This is a genomic window from Sinorhizobium sp. 22678, from assembly GCF_052044265.1.
In the GTDB taxonomy this organism is placed as follows: Bacteria; Pseudomonadota; Alphaproteobacteria; order Rhizobiales; family Rhizobiaceae; genus Sinorhizobium; species Sinorhizobium meliloti_A.
In genome coordinates, this window is the sequence record NZ_JBQEMS010000001.1 from 635837 (window position 1) to 654889 (window position 19053).

The 19053-nt window shown below is 62.7% G+C and carries 17 protein-coding genes; 12 read left to right on the plus strand and 5 right to left on the minus strand.

Annotated features, from left to right (window positions below):
• Positions 1 to 14: 14 nt before the first annotated feature.
• The 4 genes from tkt to ACTJKL_RS03230 form a co-directional block, all read right to left on the minus strand.
• A complete protein-coding gene (tkt, locus tag ACTJKL_RS03215) occupies positions 15 to 2009 on the minus strand; it encodes a transketolase (protein WP_440852161.1) in 1995 nt (664 codons plus the stop codon).
• 88 nt (positions 2010 to 2097) lie between these two features.
• Positions 2098 to 2565, minus strand: coding sequence for a group III truncated hemoglobin (locus tag ACTJKL_RS03220; protein WP_440852162.1), 468 nt, complete (start codon positions 2563 to 2565; stop codon positions 2098 to 2100).
• A gap of 135 nt (positions 2566 to 2700) precedes the next feature.
• Positions 2701 to 4014, minus strand: a complete 1314-nt coding sequence (locus ACTJKL_RS03225; protein ID WP_440852163.1) for a glutamine synthetase family protein — start codon at positions 4012 to 4014, stop codon at positions 2701 to 2703.
• Positions 4004 to 4906, minus strand: a complete 903-nt coding sequence (locus ACTJKL_RS03230) for a MurR/RpiR family transcriptional regulator (protein WP_440852164.1) — start codon at positions 4904 to 4906, stop codon at positions 4004 to 4006. The genes ACTJKL_RS03225 and ACTJKL_RS03230 overlap by 11 nt, the downstream gene beginning before the upstream one ends.
• Before the next feature lie 148 nt (positions 4907 to 5054).
• Between ACTJKL_RS03230 and ACTJKL_RS03235 the strand changes: the two genes are divergently transcribed.
• From ACTJKL_RS03235 to ACTJKL_RS03275, 9 genes are all read left to right on the plus strand, one after another.
• Complete coding sequence (locus tag ACTJKL_RS03235; RefSeq protein WP_324762213.1) at positions 5055 to 5870, plus strand: N-formylglutamate amidohydrolase; 816 nt, start codon at positions 5055 to 5057, stop codon at positions 5868 to 5870.
• On the plus strand, positions 5860 to 6510 hold the full coding sequence (locus ACTJKL_RS03240; RefSeq protein ID WP_198516705.1) for a cysteine hydrolase family protein: 651 nt from the start codon (positions 5860 to 5862) through the stop codon (positions 6508 to 6510). The genes ACTJKL_RS03235 and ACTJKL_RS03240 overlap by 11 nt, the downstream gene beginning before the upstream one ends.
• Before the next feature lie 120 nt (positions 6511 to 6630).
• Entirely contained in the window at positions 6631 to 7803 is a 1173-nt protein-coding gene (locus ACTJKL_RS03245) for an ABC transporter substrate-binding protein (protein ID WP_440852165.1), read from the plus strand.
• 51 nt (positions 7804 to 7854) lie between these two features.
• Entirely contained in the window at positions 7855 to 8589 is a 735-nt protein-coding gene (locus ACTJKL_RS03250) for an ABC transporter ATP-binding protein (protein WP_440852166.1), read from the plus strand.
• Entirely contained in the window at positions 8582 to 9289 is a 708-nt protein-coding gene (locus ACTJKL_RS03255; protein WP_379943494.1) for an ABC transporter ATP-binding protein, read from the plus strand. Before ACTJKL_RS03250 ends, ACTJKL_RS03255 begins: the two co-directional genes overlap by 8 nt.
• A 3-nt stretch (positions 9290 to 9292) precedes the next feature.
• Complete coding sequence (locus ACTJKL_RS03260) at positions 9293 to 10183, plus strand: branched-chain amino acid ABC transporter permease (protein WP_018095856.1); 891 nt, start codon at positions 9293 to 9295, stop codon at positions 10181 to 10183.
• A 13-nt stretch (positions 10184 to 10196) separates the two neighbouring features.
• Complete coding sequence (locus tag ACTJKL_RS03265; protein ID WP_440852167.1) at positions 10197 to 11225, plus strand: branched-chain amino acid ABC transporter permease; 1029 nt, start codon at positions 10197 to 10199, stop codon at positions 11223 to 11225.
• A complete protein-coding gene (locus ACTJKL_RS03270; protein WP_324762217.1) occupies positions 11222 to 11890 on the plus strand; it encodes a cysteine hydrolase family protein in 669 nt (222 codons plus the stop codon). Before ACTJKL_RS03265 ends, ACTJKL_RS03270 begins: the two co-directional genes overlap by 4 nt.
• A 14-nt stretch (positions 11891 to 11904) precedes the next feature.
• Positions 11905 to 13218, plus strand: coding sequence for an aspartate aminotransferase family protein (locus tag ACTJKL_RS03275; RefSeq protein WP_440852168.1), 1314 nt, complete (start codon positions 11905 to 11907; stop codon positions 13216 to 13218).
• A 63-nt stretch (positions 13219 to 13281) separates the two neighbouring features.
• On the opposite strand, the gene ACTJKL_RS03280 is transcribed toward ACTJKL_RS03275, so the two are convergent.
• Positions 13282 to 14757 carry an amidohydrolase family protein gene (locus tag ACTJKL_RS03280; protein WP_440852169.1) on the minus strand — a complete coding sequence of 492 codons (1476 nt, stop codon included), beginning with the start codon at positions 14755 to 14757 and terminating at the stop codon, positions 13282 to 13284.
• 190 nt (positions 14758 to 14947) lie between these two features.
• Here ACTJKL_RS03280 and ACTJKL_RS03285 point away from each other — a divergent pair, with 190 nt between their 5' ends.
• From ACTJKL_RS03285 to ACTJKL_RS03295, 3 genes are all read left to right on the plus strand, one after another.
• Entirely contained in the window at positions 14948 to 16528 is a 1581-nt protein-coding gene (locus ACTJKL_RS03285) for an ABC transporter substrate-binding protein (protein WP_275597448.1), read from the plus strand.
• A gap of 79 nt (positions 16529 to 16607) precedes the next feature.
• Positions 16608 to 18098, plus strand: a complete 1491-nt coding sequence (locus ACTJKL_RS03290; RefSeq protein WP_440852170.1) for an amidohydrolase family protein — start codon at positions 16608 to 16610, stop codon at positions 18096 to 18098.
• Positions 18099 to 18368: 270 nt separating this feature from the next.
• Positions 18369 to 19053: ABC transporter substrate-binding protein (locus tag ACTJKL_RS03295; protein ID WP_440852171.1), on the plus strand; the 685-nt coding region annotated here is incomplete at its 3' end.

Here is a 19053-nt window from a genome sequence, read left to right on the forward strand (position 1 = left end):
ATTGGATCAAGGTGTCAGCACAGGAACCGACCGGCCTCGGATACGATCCGTTCAGCCGTCAGGTTCATGACGCGGTAGATTTCCGGCCCGGGCGCCGATTCGCCGAATCGGTCGACGCCGACGACCGTACCCGGTCCCCTGAGGAACTGGTACCAATAAAGCGGAGAGGCCGCCTCGACAAATATCGTCGGCGTGCCGAAAGCCAGCACGCTTTCCTGATAGTCACGGTCCTGCGCTGCGAAGAGATTGCCATTGGGAATGGATACGAGCCGAACCGCCTTGCCCTGGCCCTCCAGCACCGCCGCGGCTTCGAGAACAAGGCCGATCTCAGACCCGGTCGCGACGAGGACGACATCGGGCTTGCCGCCCGCGTCCTGCAGCACGTAGCCGCCGCGACGGATACCGTCGAGATCGGCGCTCCTATGCGCGAAAACCGCACCGTCCTGTCGCGCGGCAACGATAACGCTTGGCCCTTCACGCTTCAGCGCCGATTCCCAGGCAACGAGCGCCTCCAGTTCGCTGCCCGGCCGCCACAGCGACATGTTCGGGATCGCGCGGAGCGCCACCAGCTGCTCGCACGGCTGATGCGTCGGACCGTCCTCGCCCACTCCGATCGAATCGTGCGTGAAGAGGAAGATAGTCTTGAGGCCCATCAACGCCGAAAGGCGCACGGCATTGCGGCTGTAATCGCTGAACACGAGATAGCAGGCGCCGTAGGGAATGAGACCGCCATGGGCCGCCATGCCGTTCATCATTGCCGACATGCCGAACTCGCGCACGCCATAGTGCACGAAATTTCCTGAAAAATCGTCCGGCGTGATAGAACGCGCCGCACCTGTCCAGGCCAGCGTCGACATCGAAACGTCGGCCGAACCACCGATCACCTCCGGCACGCTTCGGATGAGATTGCCGAGAACGCGGTTGGAAGCCTTGCGGATCGGTTGCGCGACCGGTTCGTGAGCTAGAACCCGCTCTGCCTCGTTTGCCACGACCGCATCGAATTCGTCCGGCAGCCGGCCTGCGGTACGCCGCTTCAGCTCGGCGGCCAGTTCGGGATGCTTCGCCTCATAGGCCGCGAAAAGGGCATTCCATTCGGCTTCTGCCCTTTCGCCGCGCGGGCGGGCGTCCCATGCCCGCATCACGGCATCCGGCACGATGAAAGCCTCATGCTTCCAGCCAAGGTGCTCGCGGGTGCGGGCCACCTCCTCCACGCCAAGCGGCGCCCCGTGCACCTCCTCCTTGCCCTGCTTGTTCGGCGAGCCATAGCCGATGATCGTCTTGCAGCAGATCATGGTCGGCTTGTCGCTCGAGCGGCGCGCGGCATCGAAGGCCGCGGTGATTGCCTCCGCATCGTGCCCGTCCACGTCCGCGATGACGTTCCAGCCGAGCGCACGGAAACGAGCGGCCGTGTCGTCGGCGAACCAGCCCGGCGTCTCGCCGTCGATGGAGATGCTGTTGTCGTCATAGACGGCGATGAGCTTGTTGAGCTTCAAAGTGCCGGCGAGCGAGGCCGCCTCCTGCGCTACGCCCTCCATGAGGCAGCCGTCGCCGACGAAAACATAGGTGAAGTGATCGACCACGGGAAAGCCGTCGCGGTTGAACTCCTGCGCAAGCTTCCTTTCCGCCAGTGCCATGCCGGCCGCCGTAGCAAAACCTTGGCCGAGCGGACCGGTCGTCGTCTCGACCCCTGCCGTGATGCCGTATTCCGGATGGCCTGGCGTCCTGGAATGCAGCTTGCGGTGATCCTTCAGATCCTGAACCGTCAGCCCGTAGCCGGAGAGATGAAGCAGCGAATAGGTCAGCATCGACCCATGTCCGTTCGACTGCACGAAACGGTCGCGGTTGATCCATTTCGGATTGGCCGGATTGTGCCGCAGGAAGTCGTTCCACAGAACCTCGGCAACGTCCGCCATTCCCATGGCCGTTCCGGGGTGGCCCGAATTCGCCTTCTGCACGACGTCAACGGTCAGGAATCGAATGGCGTTCGCCAACACCCGGCGGTCGGACATATATAAAGCCTCCAAATCTCTCCTCATCCTATAATGTTGTAAGTACAACATGACAAGGGAGATTCGTTGGCAATCGCCAAGGCCAACTTCAGGAGCGCTTGAGTGCCGGGTCGTCGAGCGCCGGATTGTAGAAGAGCGAGAGCGTCAGGCTACGCGCGATGCGCTCTGCTGTGGCCATGAACCAGGCCTTCGCTTCCTCGCTCGGTGCAATGTCGTCCAGCGTCCCAGCAAAGAGCCCCAGCCATTTCGGAAAGAGTTCCGGAGACATATTGGCGACGCCGAGATGCGCCTGCACCGGCTTTCCCCCGTAAGCGCCGCTGCGGAAGGCAACGGCGGACCAGAAGCTTTTCATCTTCTCCATGTGCTCCGGCCAGCGTCCCGAAAGCCTTGCGTCGAATACCGGCCCAAGCTCCGGATGCGCGAGCACACGCGCATAAAACGTGTCGACCAGCCTACCGATGAACGCTTCATCGATCCCGAGTGCTTTCATCTCCGCTTTTGCGCTTTCGCGCATAGCGGGGCTTTGCACAGCGTGGCCCTGCAATTCGTCGCTCATACCATCCGCCCGGTTCGGTCGCATCTGCTGCCCACTATATAGGGATTGCGGACGTCGCGCCCAAAGCCGAACTGCAGAATGCGGCAATCTGCCCGACAAGGATCAGGCCGTAAACGGCAGCGGCGGCAGTTGCCGTCAATAGACGCTGTCGTAGGCCGCACAAATCTCCGTCTGCGTCTTGTCCGCCAGATAGGCGATCTCGCCCTCCTTATGCTTGACGTAGACGTCGGCAAAGCCTTCGGGGAACCAGCTGCACACTGTCGCATTGCCCTTGAAGCGCTGGAGGGCCGCTTCGAGTGTCTGCGGCAGGCGGACGTAGCCGCGGGCGGCAAGGGCCTCCGCGCTCAGGAGCGAAAGATCTTCCTGCGTCGCCTCCGGCACCGCGAGCCCCTCCTCGATGCCCTGTACCCCGGCATGGACGATTGCCGCGAGGGCAAGATGCGGATTGGCGGTCGCATCGGCCGCACGAAACTCGAAGTTGTACTGGGCGGCGCGGGCGATGTCGCTGATGTCGGAAACCGGGCAGATGCGCACCGATGCCTCGCGATCCCGAAAACCGAGATTGTTGAAGGCTGCGCTCCAGCGATGCGGTGTGAGACGCAGGTAGGAGACCACGCTCGGCGCCGTGATCGCAATGATCGAGTCGAGATATTTCAGAATGCCGGCGACGAATTTTCCCGCAACTTCGGAAAGCTCATGTTTGCCGTTCGGATCGTAAGTGACCGGGGCACCCGCCGAATCCAGCATGCTCAAGTGGACATGCACGCCGTTGCCGACCCCGGCCGGATCGCGGATCGGCGTGAAGGTCGGCTCATAAGAAAGCTCGCGCGCGACGAGGCCGACAAGTTCGCGGGTAATCAGCGAATGGTCGGCGATGGTGACGCCCCTCTGGGGACCCATCGTCACCTCGAACTGACCGGCGCCGAACTCCTTCAGGATCGTATCGGGCGTCACGCCAGCCGCGCGCATTGCCGCGATGATCGCCTCGCAGAAATGCCGTTCCTCCTGGAACCCTCCGAGCGTGAAGGCCTTGCCGATTTCGCCAAGGCGGTGCTTGAGCTGGAATTCATGCTCGAAGGCACCGTAAAGCGTGACACCCGCCACGCTCTGCAGCCGCTCCAGGGCGGCCTCGAGAATAGAGCGCGTGCAGAATTCCCAGGGGCGGCCGTCGGTATAGCGAATGTTACCGAGAACAAAGTTCTCTTTCGGCGCCCCCTCCTCGCTTTCGAAGCTGACGCAGGTCGACGGATCGGGAATGAGCACGAGGTCGCCGAGCGAGCCGAAGGGGCTTTCGGCGATCGCGTCGAAGCAGGTGATCTGTACATTGGTCGGCGTCCAGCCGACGCCCCGCTGCAAGCGCTTGTCCATCTGCGCCAGCGGAAAGGCCTTGCCGCGCACCTTGCCCGAGAGATCGCCGCAGCAGGCGACCATCATTTCCTCACGTTTCATCTGCGTCCCCGTTGATCCTGTCCTGGTCGTAGCCCGGCATCGCAAAGCGGATGCCGTCCCAATCCTTGATGCGCTTCTGCGTCGCCTCCCAATCGGTCTCCGAGACGCGCACGATGAGTGCCTCGACGAGCGCCATGGCAGCGGAAACCGTGTCCCAGGCCGTGCCGGCGTCGATCGGCAGAGCGACGATGTGATCGGCGTTGCGGGCAGCCGGCGACATCCACTTGTCGGTGACGACGACGATGGTCGCGCCACGCTTCTGGGCGATGTTCTCGGCAAGGCGTGCGAGGCTGAGCTGGTAGCGCCGGAAATCGATCAGCAGCACGACATCTTTCCTGCGCATGCGCAGCACATGCTCCGGCCAGAACTCCGGGTTGTCGGCCATGTGGTAGATGCCGCTGCGGATCTGCCTGAGATGAATCGACAGGAAGGAAGCGATGCTGTTGCTGACACGCCCTCCGAGCAGGAAGATGTTGCGCGACGGGTCGGCGAGAAGCTCGGCCAGAATGTCGAACTGTGCCTGCGAAACCATTCCGGTCATTTCCCCCATGACGGCCGAAACACGCGCCACATATTCCGACAGGAACTCCGAATGGCCGACCGGCCTCTGGCTGGATTTGAGGTCCAGGGGCGAGCGCCGGCCCTCCTTCAGCTCGGCGATCAATTGCCGTTGCAGGTCCTGGAAACCGCCGCAGCCGATCTTACTGACGAAACGGGTGACGGAGGGCGCGCTGACGCCAGTCTTGGCCGCCAGTTCCTGAATGCTTTCCAGGCCGGTGAAGGGGTAATCGGCGAGAATGGCATTGGCGATCTTTCGCTCGCTGGCCGTCAGCTGCCCGGCGGCCTCGCGGATCCTCGTGCGGATCGTCGTCGACGATTTCCCATCGCTCATCGGTGTGTCTTCCCCTGGTTGGAACGAATATTCGCGTCCTGAAAAAAATTAGTCAAACAGAAAAATCAGATTGACTATGATTGAAAAATTTCTTTGACTGTTCGCCATTGAAGGCCGCGCCGCCGGACCGCACGACGGATCTCATCTCATGCTCAGGCTCGCAGATCGCGACACGACCAGATTGCTGCAGGCGGGTGACCCGGATCCCGTAGAATGGATCAATCCCCCCGGCCGATCGGCGATCTTCTTGACCTGCGAACATGCGGGCCGCGCGCTGCCTGCAGCGCTTGGCGATCTCGGCATTGCCCCCGAGGAAATGGACCGTCACATCGCCTACGACGTCGGCGCCGAGGGTGTTGCGCGCGGCATTTCCGAGCGCCTCGATGCAGCACTCGTCCTGCAGCGCTATAGCCGGCTCGTCATCGACTGCAATCGCCCCTTGGAAGCGACGGACTGCTTCGTGGCGCAGAGCGACGGGACCGTCGTTCCGGTCAACGCCGACCTGTCCGATCGCGAACGTCGCGGCCGCTACGTGGAAATCCATCAGCCGCTCCACGAGGCGATCGCCGTCGCGCTCGACCAGCGACAGGCGGCCGGCAAGCCGCTCTTCCTCGTCTCGGTACATAGCTTCACGCCCGTCATGCGCGCGACCGGCGCCGTCCGGGATTTCGAACTCGGCCTTCTCTACAATCGCGACGCCCGTTTCGCCGAACGGCTGGCCGAAGTCTTCCGCGCCGCCAATCCGGACGTTACCGTCAGGCTCAACGAGCCGTACCACGTCGACGATCTCTCCGACTACACGATCCCCGTGCACGGCGAGCGGCGCGGCATTCCGCATGTGCTTCTCGAAGTGCGCAACGACCTCATCAACGACGCCCGCGGACAACAGGAATGGGCGGACCGGCTGGCCGGCCCCCTCCGGCTTGCGGCAGAAAGCATCGAAGGAACCAATGATGGCCGCTGACCATCCGACCACCCGCGACGTGCCGCTCGACCCGGCCGCTTCCGCCATCCTGTTCATCGACGTGCAGAACTTTTCCGTCAGCCGCGATGGGGGCGAGTTCAAGGATGTCTCCGATGCGGATATTGCCGGCAAGTACGGCTACTACTTCAACCGTATCCGCGAGGTGGCGATACCGAACATGCAGCGCCTGCTCGCCGGTTTCCGCAAGGCCGGCATCGAGGTGCTGCACACGACGATCGAGAGCCTGACGAAGGACGGCCGCGACCGCAGCCTCGACTACAAGATCACCGGCTTCAACGTGCCGAAAGGCTCCTGGGATGGTAAGGTAATCGACGAGCTCGAACCGCTGGAGGACGAGATCGTCTTCCCGAAGAGTTCCTCCAGTGTCTTCGTCTCCACCCATATCGACTATGTGCTGCGTAATCTCGGGGTGAGGCAGATCGTGCTGTGCGGCCTCCTGACCGACCAATGCGTGGAATCGGCAGTGCGCGACGCCTGCGACCTCAACTATCTGGTGACGCTCGTACCCGATGCCTGCGGCACCTATTCGGAGGAACGCCACTACACCTCGCTGAGCGCAATCAAGGGCTATTGCCGCCAGATATCGACCGACGATCTTTTGAAGGAAATCGGGCAGTAACCTGCCCGAACGGCCGACGGGAGGCAAATAGGGAGCATACGAGGGCGGTCCGCACAAGAAGGTCAAAAGACCAGGCCGCACAACGATCACCGCCGAATGGCATCAATAAGGGGAACGACCATGATCAAGACTTCCAGACTGTTTCTGGCAGCGGCAAGCTTCGCGCTTGCCTCTTCCACAGCCATTGCCGACGACGACAAGATCCTGATCGGCGGCGCACTCTCGATGACGGGCATTCAGGCTCCCCTCGACACGCCCGGCTACAACGGCGCGAAGGTCGCCGTGAAGTATCTCAACGACAATGGCGGCTTGCTGGGGAAGCAGGTCGAATTCGTCAATATCGACGGCAAGTCGGATCCGGTGACGGTCGGCAACGTCGCGGTCGAACTGATCGACAAGGGCGCCGAGATCATCGTCGCACCGTGCGATTTCGACTTCGGTTCGCCCGCGAGCCGTGAGGCGCAGTCGGCGGGCCTCGTCGGCATCTCGACCTGCGCCTCCGACCCGCTCTATTCCTCCTGGTCGCTCGGCGACAAGCAGTTCACGCTCTCCATGTGGAATACCACGATGGGTGCGACGGCCGCCGATTTCGCCGTCAAGGAAAAGGGCTGGAAGACGGCCTATGTCGTCACCGACCAGTTCATCGCCTATACCAAATCGCTCTCGAAATATTTCGTGGAGCAATTCAAGGCCGATGGCGGCGAGATTCTGCTCGAAGACACCTACACGAACGGCGACAATAATTTTTCCGCCCAGCTCGCCCGTCTCCAGGCACTCGGCAAGAAGCCGGACGTGATCTTCGTCTCCTCCTACGGCACGGACATCGGTGTGATCATCCGCGCGTTACGCGAAGTCGGCTACGATGCGCCGGTTCTCGGTGGCGACGCCTATGACGACCCGGCCATGCACGAGGCGCTCGGCGAAAAATTCGGCAATGACGTCTATTTCGTCACGCATACCTGGATGGGCCCGGAGGCGCATCCGGATATGCCGAAGTTCATCGAACTCTACAAGGAGATGTTCGGCAAGGCGCCCGACACGTCCTTCGTCTCGACGGGCTGGGATACGATCATGCTGCTCGCCGAGGCGGTCAAGGCGGCCGGAACGACCGAAGGCGCAGCGCTCGCCAAGGCACTTGAAGATGGCCAGTTCAAGCTGCTGACCGGCGATCTCGACTACGGCACGAACGAGGAAGGCCATGTGCCGAACAAGGCAGCGGCCTTGATCGAGCTCAAGGGCGGCAAGCCGAGCTTCGTTGGATGGCGTAAGCCGGAATCCCTGCCCAAGCCCTGATCGGTCAATTCGGGCCGGCCGCAAGGCCGGCCCCATCACCTCGGAAAAGCCATGTCTGAAACGCGTCTCTCGGTAAACGACGTGTCGGTGGAATTCACCGGCCTGCGCGCACTCGACCATGTCTCGCTCTCGGTCTCCGCCGGTGAGGTCGTCGGCCTCATCGGGCCGAACGGCTCCGGCAAGACGACGCTCATCAATGCCATCACCGGCCAGGTGAAGCTGGCGACCGGCACGATCGTCGCCGGCGACGTAACCCTCTCGGGTCTCTCGCCGCGCGAGATCGCGCTTGCGGGCGTAAGCCGCTCCTTTCAGATCGTACGCATTTTCAACTCGATGACCGTCCTGGAGAATGTCGAGGCGGCGGCGCTGGCAAAGGGCGCCTCCCGCTCTGTGTCGGCTGAACGCGCGAAGGACCTGCTGGCCGAACTCGGCCTGACGGCGAAGGCGGACGAGCTTGGCGAAAGCCTCAGCTATGGCGACAAGCGCCGCGTCGAAATCGCCCGGGCGCTCGCCGCCGAACCGCGCTTTCTGCTGCTCGACGAGCCCGCCGCCGGCATGAACGATGCCGAGACGGAAACCCTTCTGCACACGCTCGCCGAATTGCCCGAGAAACGCGGCCTCGGCCTTCTCATCATCGACCACGACATGGGTCTCATCATGCGCCTCTGCCACAGGCTGCATGTGCTCGCCTCCGGCCGCACGATTGCGGAGGGCGACGCCGCCCACGTCCGCAGCCACCCGGCCGTTATCGAAGCCTATCTCGGAAAGGGGGCGGCCCATGCTTGACGTCACCGACCTTTCCGTCAGCTACGGTGCGATCCGCGCTGTGCGCAGCATCAGCTTCACCCTTGGAAAGGGCGAGCTGGTGAGCCTGCTCGGCGCCAATGGTGCCGGCAAATCCTCGACCATCAAGTGCATCGCCGGCGCTCTGAAAGCCTCCGGCGGCACGATCACGCTCGAAGGCAAGGACATCACCGCGGCGAGCCCCGAACAGGTCGTGCGCGCGGGCCTTGCCACCGTGCCGGAAACCCGCGACGTCTTCCCGGACCTGACGGTCGCCGAAAACCTGATGCTCGGCGCCTATATCCATCGCCGCGACCAAGCTGGCAACCGCGACAACCTCGAGAAGCTGAACACGCTCTTCCCGCGCCTTGCCGAGCGCTCGAAACAGGCGGCCGGCACGCTCTCCGGCGGCGAGCAACAGATGCTCGTCATCGCCCGCGCGCTTATGGCGAGGCCACGGGTGCTTCTTCTGGACGAACCCTCGCTCGGCCTTGCGCCGGCCATCGTCGAACGCATCTTCGAGATGATCGAGGCACTGAAGAAATCCGGCCTCACCATCCTGCTCGTCGAGCAGAACGTGAACCAGGCGCTCGCCGTCGCCGACCGCGCCTTCGTCATGCGCCTCGGCGCCATCGTCGCATCCGGCACGGCCGAGGAAATCCGCTCGACCAGCGACCTCAGCGCGCATTATCTGGGAGGCTGATCCATGGCTTTCGCGATCCAATTCGTCATCGACGTCCTCAGCCTCGGCGGCGCCTATGCGCTCATGGCACTCGGCCTCGTCATCATCTACGGCATCCTTCGCCTCGTGAACTTCGCCTATGGCGAACTCATCATGGTGGCCGGCTATACGATGTTTCTCGCCAGCGGCTCGGGCCTGCCCTGGCTCGTCATGGCGGTGCTCGCCGTCGGTATGGCGATCCTCTTCGGCATCATCACCGACTACGCTGCCTTCCGTCCGGTGCGGGCCAAATCGGTGACGGCGGTGCTGATCACCTCTTTCGCCTTCTCCAACCTGCTGCAGAACGCGGCGCTGCTGTTCATCTCGCCGCGACCACGCAACGTGCCGCTGCCGGACATCTTCTCGCAGACTGTCTCGATCGCCGGTGCGATCACCCCGGTCCGCAACCTCATCACCATCGCCGCCTCCATCGCACTGCTCGCCGGCGTCGCCTTCCTGATGCGCAGGACGACGCTCGGCATCGCGATGCGCGCAGCGGCGACGAACTTCACCATGGCGCGCATGCTGGGGGTGCCGGCGAACCTCATCATCTCGTCCGCCTTCGCCCTTTCCGGCTTCCTCGCCGGCGTCGTCGGCATTCTCTGGATCGGCCGCATCGGCACCGTCGTTCCGGGCATCGGCCTGGAGCCGCTGCTCGTCGCCTTCATCGCCACGGTCATCGGCGGCATGCGGAGCCTGCCCGGCGCCGTTGTCGGGGGTTTCCTGCTCGCGCTCATCGACACCACGCTCAACTACACCCTGTCGCAGGATCTGCTGAAATTCCGCGACGCCTTCACCTTCAGCCTCGTCATCCTGATCCTGCTCTGGCGCCCCGACGGCCTCATCAGGGGTCCGGCGAGCGGACAGCGGACCTGAGGGGAGCGCGACCATGAAACACTCCTATTTCACCGCCCTCATCCTCATCGGCGTCATCGCCATCATCGCCGTCGGAAGCCAGCTCCTCGGCATCCGCCTCTATGACCGTATCGCCACCAACCTGCTGATCTCGCTCGTGCTGGTCATCGGCCTGCAGACCTTCATGGGCAATTCGGGCCTGCTCTCCTTCGCCCATATCGGCTTCATGGGCCTCGGCGCCTACACATCCGCCGTGCTCACCATCCCGGCTCAGATGAAGGGCATGGCGCTGCCCGATCTCTACGATTTCATGAAGGTCGTGGAAGTTTCGCCGCTCCTCGCCATGCTCGCGGCGGGCGCGCTGGCCGCCGTCGTCGCGGCCGTCGTCGCCTATCCGCTGATGCGGCTTTCGGATGCGGCGTCGGTGATCACCTCCTTCGCGCTGCTCGTCGTGCTCTACACGGTCATGAACAACTGGAGCGCCTTCACCAACGGCCCGCGCACGCTCTTCGGCCTGCCGAAGACGACGGACATGCCGATCGCCGCCATCGTCGCGGCGATCGTGGTGGTCGTGGCGCTTGCCTTCAAGGAATCGCGGACAGGCAAGCTGCTGCGCGCCTCGCGGGAGGACGAGGTCGCCGCGGCGGCTCTCGGCGCCGACATCCCGCATCTGCGCTGGCGCGCCTTCATCCTCGCCGCGTTCATCGCCGGCATCGGCGGGGCGCTGTGGGGACATTTCATCACCTCGTTCGCGCCGAAGGCCTTCTATCTGAAGGAGACGTTCCTCATCATCACCATGCTGGTGATCGGCGGCGCCAACACGGTGACAGGCGCGGTGGCCGGCACGATTCTCGTCACCTTCGCCTATGAGGGGCTGCGCGGCACGGAAGGCGCGCTCAACGCCACCGCCTTGGGCGCCGGCCAGGTCGTCGGCCTCACGGAAATCGTCCTCGCGCTCGCCATGATCGCGGTAATGATCGTCAAGCCGGGCGGTCTCTTCCCTAGTCGCGAGATAGGCCACATCCTCAACCGCGCCCGCCGCAAGAAGGAGACAGTTGCATGAGCTGGAAGACCGCCTACCGATCTTTCTACTATGCCGGTGCCGAGGAGCCGGACGACATCGTGCTCGATCCGGCGACGACGGCGTTGCTGGTCATCGACATTCAGAACACCTATCTCGACCCGAAGGATACGCCTGAGGAAACCGCCCGCTGGCAGCCTTTCTACGACCGTATGCGCAAGACGGTGATACCGAACACGGCGCGGCTGATCGACGAATGCCGCAAGCGCAAGGTGGAGGTCATCTTCGCCCGCATCGCCTGCCTGAAGCCGGACGGGCGCGACCGCTCGCTGAGCCAGAAGAAGCCCGGCTTCAATTACCTGCTCCTGCCGAAGGAGCTGCCCGAGGGCCAGATCGTTCCGGAACTGGAGCCGCGCAGCGACGAGATCGTCGTCACAAAGACGACAGACAGCGCGCTGACCGGTACGAACCTTCGCCTCGTCCTGCATAACATGGGCATCAAGGACGTCATCTGCTGCGGCATCTTCACCGACCAGTGCGTCTCCTCGACCGTGCGCAGCCTGGCGGATGAAAGTTTCGGCGTGGTCGTCGTCGACGATTGCGGCGCCGCGGCGACGGACGATCTGCACCGGCGGGAACTGGAGATCATCAACATGATCTACTGCCATGTCGTCTCGCTCGAAGAGGTTGTCACCTTTTTCAAATAGAGGAGATTGCCTGCGTGCCCGATCTCTACGCCCGCGAAAGCCGCTCGGTTTCGAAAATGGCGCATCTGCGGTTTTTTCCGCAGGCGGTCGTCGGGGGCAGCGGCGCCTATCTGACCGCCGACGACGGGCGGAAGCTTCTCGATTTCTCCGCCTCCTGGGGTGCGGCGAGCCTCGGCCACTCTCATCCGGCCATCCGTGAGGCGGTGGGCCGCGCGCTCTCCGATCAGGCGGGCGCGAGCTATCTTTCATCGGCCAACGAGGCTTGCGTGCTGCTCGCCGAAAAGCTGCTTTCGCTCGTGCCTGAGCGCGCCCGCGGCCGCGTCTGGTTCGGCCATTCCGGCTCCGACGCCAATGAGACGGTCGCCCGCATGGTCGTCGCCGCCACCGGCCGGCCGCGCATTCTAGCGTTCCACGGGGCCTATCACGGCGGCACCATCGGCTCCATGGGCGTTTCCGGCCATCCGGCACAACAGGGCAGTCGGGCACAGGGCCTGACGCTCGTGCCCTATCCGAACAGCTATGCCGCCGGCAGCCCCGAGGTTGCAAGCGACGCCGCGCTCGCCCGCCTTGAGCGGCTCTTCGCGACCGAAGTGCCGCCGGAAGAGGTCGCAGCGTTCTTCATCGAACCGATTCAGTCGGACGGCGGCATGCTGGTGCCGCCGGACGGATTCTTCAAGGCGGTGGAAGCGCTCTGCCGCAGGCACGGCATTCTGATCGTTTCGGACGAAGTGAAGGTCGGCCTCGGCCGCAGCGGCCGCTTCAACGCCTTCGAGCATTCCGGTATCGAACCGGACATCGTCGTCTTCGGCAAGGGCCTTGGCGGCGGCCTGCCGATTTCTGCGGTGGCCGGTCCGGAAGCCATCATGAATCACAGCGTTGCCTTCTCGCTGCAGACCGTGCACGGCAATCCCGTCTGCGCGGCCGCCGCGCTGGCCGTGCTGCAGACGATCGAGCGCGACCACCTCGTCCTGAATGCGGAAAGAAGCGGCAAGGTGCTGCGCGCTGCGCTTGACCGCCTTGCCGCCGGCCATGCGCTGATCGGCGATGTGCGTGGCCGCGGCCTCGCCCTCGGCGTCGAGCTTGTGACCGATCCCGCCAGCCGCGAACCGGCTTCGCGTCAGGCGGCGCTGACCGTCTACCGCGCCTTCCAACTCGGCCTCGTACTTTATTATGTCGGCATGCGGTCCAACGTGCTCGAACTCACGCCTCCGCTGACATTGACGCAGGCGGAGGCCGAGGCGGGTGTCGCTCTGCTCGACCAGGCGCTCGCCGATGTGGCCGCCGGACGCATCGATGAGGCCTTGCTTGGAGATTTCGCGGGCTGGTAACGGCGTCGCTGGCCTTTCATGGATGCATTGCGGGCTTCCCGGTCTCCAATCAGCTGCGTGAGTTCAATGCTCCGGCACGGGCGGTAGCGGAACAGGCCTTTGAAACGTGCGATGTAATTGCTTCCAGCCGGGATCGTGCATGTGAGCGTGCAGACCGGCCCGCTCCACGAGCGCCTTTGCTTCGGCTTCACCGAAAGCCAGCGCCTCATATATGTCGGCGGTCAGTACCCTGCCCTCCTCCATGATGATCCTGCCGTCGACGATCACCGTATCGACATCGCTGCCGACAACCTGGTGGATCAGCCGGTGAACCGGCATCCAGTTGGGCGTCAGGTGCGGCTTGCGCATGTCGATGATGACGATGTCCGCCTTCTTGCCCGCCTCGAGCGAACCGATCTCGTGATCCATGCCGATGGCGCTGGCCGCATCGATGGTGATCATCTCGAAGACCTTGCCCGGCGGCAGGATGTAGCGGTCGTGATTGTGCAGGATGTGCTGGGTGGCTTGGGCGCTGCGCGCGATCTGGAGCATATCGAAATGACGGCTCGGAGCCGCGCCGTCCGAAGTGATCGCGACCGGCACGCCCCGGGCCATCATCTCCATGATCGGCGTGGAGCGTCCGGGTGGCGCGTGGGTGACATGGGTGCCGGTTTCGGCCAGGATGTCGATCTCTTCGTGGGATATTCCCCAGCAATGCTGGAGGTGCACATCGGGGCCTAGCAGCGCATTTTCCTTGTCCTGCCAGGCCATGCGTATCTGTCCGGCGAAGGCATCGGAATGGATGCGCACGCCCCATTTGCGCGCGGTTTCACGGATGCGCCGCGCCTGCATCCGGTCGTTTTCGGTCAGATTGACGGCAAAGTCCGGCGTCGAGGCGTTCGACGGTTCGACCGAAGGCACGATCGTGAATGGCGTCAGGAAGACCTTGATGCGCCCGTCGGCGGTTCCGTTCAGGCTTTCGATGACGGCTTCGGCGCCCTCGATCATCTCTTCGAAGGAGACGCTGCGCCGCTCCGGCTTGCCGCTTTCCCACCGCGTGACCGATTGCGGCCAGGGCAGACCCGCTGGGCCAACGCAGATGATCTCGCGAAGCCCGAGTTCCGAATAGGCGCGAGCATGATTGATGGCGAATACCGGATCGTCGCTGCGCGGCATCGATGTGATGATGCTGGCCGAGGTGGTCACGCCCGCACGAAGTCTTTCCAGGCCCGAGACGAGGCCATCCGCATACCAGTAATCGCGGGTGACATAGTGATAGTAGGTCGGCGTCACGATGCGCATCCACAGCGAATTGGTGTCGGCGCCGATGCTGCGGATAAGCGCATGACCCGCATGCCCATGAGCATCGATCAGCCCGGGGATGATCATCTTGCCCCGGCAGTCGATCACTCTTTTTCCGGCATGACGAGGAGCCAGCGCTTGCGACGTGCCGATGTCGACAATCCTGTCGTTCTCGATTGCCAGCGCACCATCGTCGATGATCCGCCGTGTCTCGTCGACGGTGACGATCGTCCCGTGAAGCAGCAGGAGCCCATCCATTTCCTCTTCCCCTTGAAAAATGCCGTTGGCGTTATTCGATGCGTGGTTTCCGCGCCCCGTAATGTCATTCCGAACTGTCGATGTTCTGATTCATAATTGCCAACAATATCGTTGACAATAAAACAATCGATTATGATACTGCCCAAAAATTCGGGCCAACCACTCTATCGACCGTCATAAGGGGAAGTTCATGTCGCGTTTAAACAGGTTCCTGATATCGGCGCTGGCCGCAGCGGCTATTGCCGCGCCGGTGCTGGCCACTTCGGCAAGTGCCGCCACGCTGCGCTGGGGCAGCCGGGCAGATATCTATTCGCTCGACCCGGATTCCGTTCCCTCGACATCCAATCTGGCTTTTCTGAACCACATCTATGAAGGTCTGATCCGTTATGGCCCGAACTTCGAGATCGAGCCGGCGCTCGCCACCGAGTGGAAGCTGATCGACAGCAAACACTGGCGTTTCACCCTGCGCAAAGGCGTGAAGTTCCACGACGGCGCGGATTTCACGGCCGACGATGTGGTCGCCTCGATGAACCGCGTTTCGGACCCGACTTCGCCCCTGCGCGGCAACATTCCGCTCTATGTCGGCGTCAAGAAGGTCGATGATTTCACGGTCGATATCGAGGTTTCGGCACCGACCGCGCTGTTCCTGAACGACATGACCAATATCTTCATGTTCAGCGCCAAATGGCTGAAGGACAACAACGCAGAAAAGCCGACCGATATCGCGTCCAACACCGAGAATTACGCCACGCACAACACGAACGGCACAGGCCCGTTCAAGCTGGAAAGCCGCGTCCCGGACAGCAAGACCGTTCTCCTCGTCAACGATCAGTGGTGGGATCAGAAGAAGCACAATCTGGACCGGATCGAGTATATTCCGATCTCGTCGGCGGCAACGCGTGTTGCAGCGCTTCTTTCCAACGAAATCGATCTGCTCGATTCCGCCCCTATTCAGGATCTTCCCCGTCTGGAATCCTCGCCGGGTATCACCGTAAGCAAGCGCACGGAATTGCGCACGGTTTTCATCGGCTTCAACGGCAAGGAGAAGCTCGAAGACGGGCGTCCGAACCCGTTCCTGGACCTTCGCGTGCGCCAGGCCGTGGAAGCAAGCATCGACCGCGATCTCATCAACAAGAAGATCATGCGCGGGCTGGCGCGGCCTTCCGGCTCGCTCATAGCACCGGAAATCGCCGGCTATGCGAAGTCGCTCGACACTTATCAGCCTGCCGATTCCAAGCTTGCCCAGAAGCTGCTCGAAGAGGCCGGCCAGAAGGATCTCGCCTTCACCTATCTGTGCATGAACGACGAGAGCATCAACGAGGAAGACATCTGCTCGGGCATTGCAAACATGCTCAAGCGTGCCGGCTTCCAGCCCACCATCGACATGGGCCCGCGCGCCGTGCAGCAGCCGAAGCGCACCAATGGCAAGGCCGACATGTTCAATCTGAGCTGGGCAAACGAACCGACGCTCGATGCCTATTCGCTGCTCTCTCAGGTTCTCTCCACGCGCAGCGGCTCGACGGGCGTGTCCAACTATGGCGGCTGGTCCTATCCGGAACTCGACGATCTGGTGAAGAAGGCGGCACAGGAACCTGACACCGCCAAGCGTCTCGCGCTGGAAGAACAGGCGCTGAAGATCGCCAAGGACAAGGCGATCCTGATCCCGCTTCACCAGCAGCCGATCGCCTGGGGCATGCTGGACAAGGTCAAGAGCGTGGACTTCCGTGCCGACAACAAGCCGCGCCACTGGCATACGCAAATGGCCGAATAGGCCTGACCTTCCAGCCCGCAATCAGAGCGTTTCACCCCGGTGAGGCGCTCTTTTGATATGCAGCAGGATCGAAAATCCCATGAAACCTGATCTTTCCAGCCAGCTCGTTCTGGGTGAGCGGCCCGAGGGGCGAACGCTGATAACCGCACAATGGGTGCTCGCCTGGCGCGATGGCGGTCACGCTCTGATCCACGACGGCGAAATCGTCCTCGAGCGAAACGAGGTGCTTTATGCCGGGCCGCGTTTCGAGGGGGACGTGGCGCGCCGGATCGATTTCGGTACGGCGCTGGTCAGCCCCGGCCTGATCGACCTCGACGCCCTGTCCGATCTCGATACCTACCTGCTCGTCCATGACAACCAGCCCGGTTGGGCCAAGGGGCGCATCTGGCCGCGTTCCTATGTGGAGAGCGGACCCTATGAGATGTATTCCGCCGAGGAGCTGGCGTTCCAGAAGCGGTTCGGTTTCGGCCTCCTGCTGTTGAACGGCATCACCACCGCCGCGCCCATCGCGTCGCTCTACTATCGCCAATGGGCCGAGACCGTCGCGGAATTCGAAGCTGCGGCCGACGCGGCGGGCGATCTCGGGCTCAGGGTCTTTCTGAGCCCCGCCTATCGCTCCGGTGGGATGATCCTGGAGGGTCCGGGGCGTATCGAGCCGGTATTCGATGAGGCGCGGGGACTGCAAGGCCTTGCGGACGCGATCGATTTCATCGAGCGCAACCATGGCCGCCATAACGGCCTGGTCAACGGAATGCTGGCGCCGGACCGTATCGAAACCTGCACATTGCCCCTGTTGCAGCGCACCATGGCCGCCGCGCGTGATCTCGATTGCCGCGTCAGAATTCATATGGCGCAGGGCAATCTGGAACTCGACACCATGCGCAGACTGCATGGCGTTTCCGCGCCGCAATGGCTGGCGGATCATGGGCTCATGAGCGAAAGGCTGATCGCGCCGCATGGAACCTACGCCTCGCCACAGGATCTGCAGCTTTACGCGCAACATGGCGTTTCGATCGCGCATTCGCCGCTGGTCTCGGCGCGCATGGGCAGCATTCTCAATTCCTTCGCCGCCTGCCGCAGGCTCGGCATCAATATCGGCATGGCTACCGACACCGCGCCGCCCGACATGTTGATGAACCTGCTGGTCGGGCTGATCGCCTGCCGTATCGGCGAGAAGGCTGCGGATGCGGTATTCTCCAAGGATCTGTTTGATGCCGCCACGCTCGGCGGCGCGAAAGCGCTGGGTCGCAGCGACCTCGGGCGGCTCGCCGCCGGCGCCAAATCGGATATCGCCGTCTTCCGTCTCGACGATGTCCATATGACCCCGAGCGTCGATCCGGTCACCACGCTGGTCGTCGGGGGTTCCGGCAAGGTGACGCAGGCCGTCTTTGTCGACGGGCGGTTATCGATGCTGGACGGCAAGGTCGCCGGCATCGACATGGTTGCGGCGCGCGAGCGGGCGCAGCAACAATATGACGGCCTGATTGCCAAATATCCGGATCGCAGTTGGCAGCATCCGCCCGTCGGGAAAATCTTCCAGCCGAGCTATCCGGTATGGAAGGTCCAGTAGGGACTCACCCGGAACCGAGCATTTTGTCGACATATCCGATAGGAGCGATAGGACAAATATTGTCTACAATCACGTTGACAACTTTTTGCCGATCGCCATACTGTCCTCATATGAGGCAGGTCATGTCGTATGGAGGAAAATCACACCCAACCCGGTGTGCGCCCATCCGGCGCAAGCATTTGAGAATACCGCAACCGGCGACGGATGCGGCGGTGCATGACAACAGACCTCCGAAAAGGAGGCGCAAATTTCCAGAAGCGGAGCAAACATATGATGAAGAAACTTGGCCTCGCGGCCACGATGCTGATGGGCCTGACCTTGTCCGGCCATGCCGAAACGCTGAAATGGGGAGCGGCGCGCGATATCTACTCGCTTGATCCCTATTCCTATGGCGACAGCTATACGCTGTCCTTTCTCAATCACGTCTATGAAGGATTGGTGCGTTACGACGCCGATCTGAAGATCGAACCGGCCCTAGCCGAATCCTGGGAAACCGTCTCCGAGACGGTCTGGCGCTTTCACTTGCGCAAAGGCGTGAAATTCCACGATGGCGCGGATTTCACTGCCGACGACGTGCTCGCATCCCTGAAGCGCGTCAGCGATCCGGTTTCGCCGCTTCGCGGCAATCTGCCGGCCTACAAGTCCTCCAAGAAGGTGGACGACCATACGATCGATATCGAGCTGAGCGGGCCCTATCCGCTGCTTCTCAACGACCTCACCAACATCCACGTCTTCGACGCCGGCTGGCTGAAGACCAACAATTCGGAAAAGCCGACCGATGTCGGCGCGAAGATCGAAGGCTACGCCACCTATCACACCAACGGCACCGGTCCGTTCAAGCTGGAAAGCCGGGTCCCGGATTCCAAGACGGTCCTGGTGAAGAACCCGGACTGGTGGGACAAGACCTCCAAGTCCAACATCGACCGCATCGAGTTCACGCCGATCACCTCGGCGG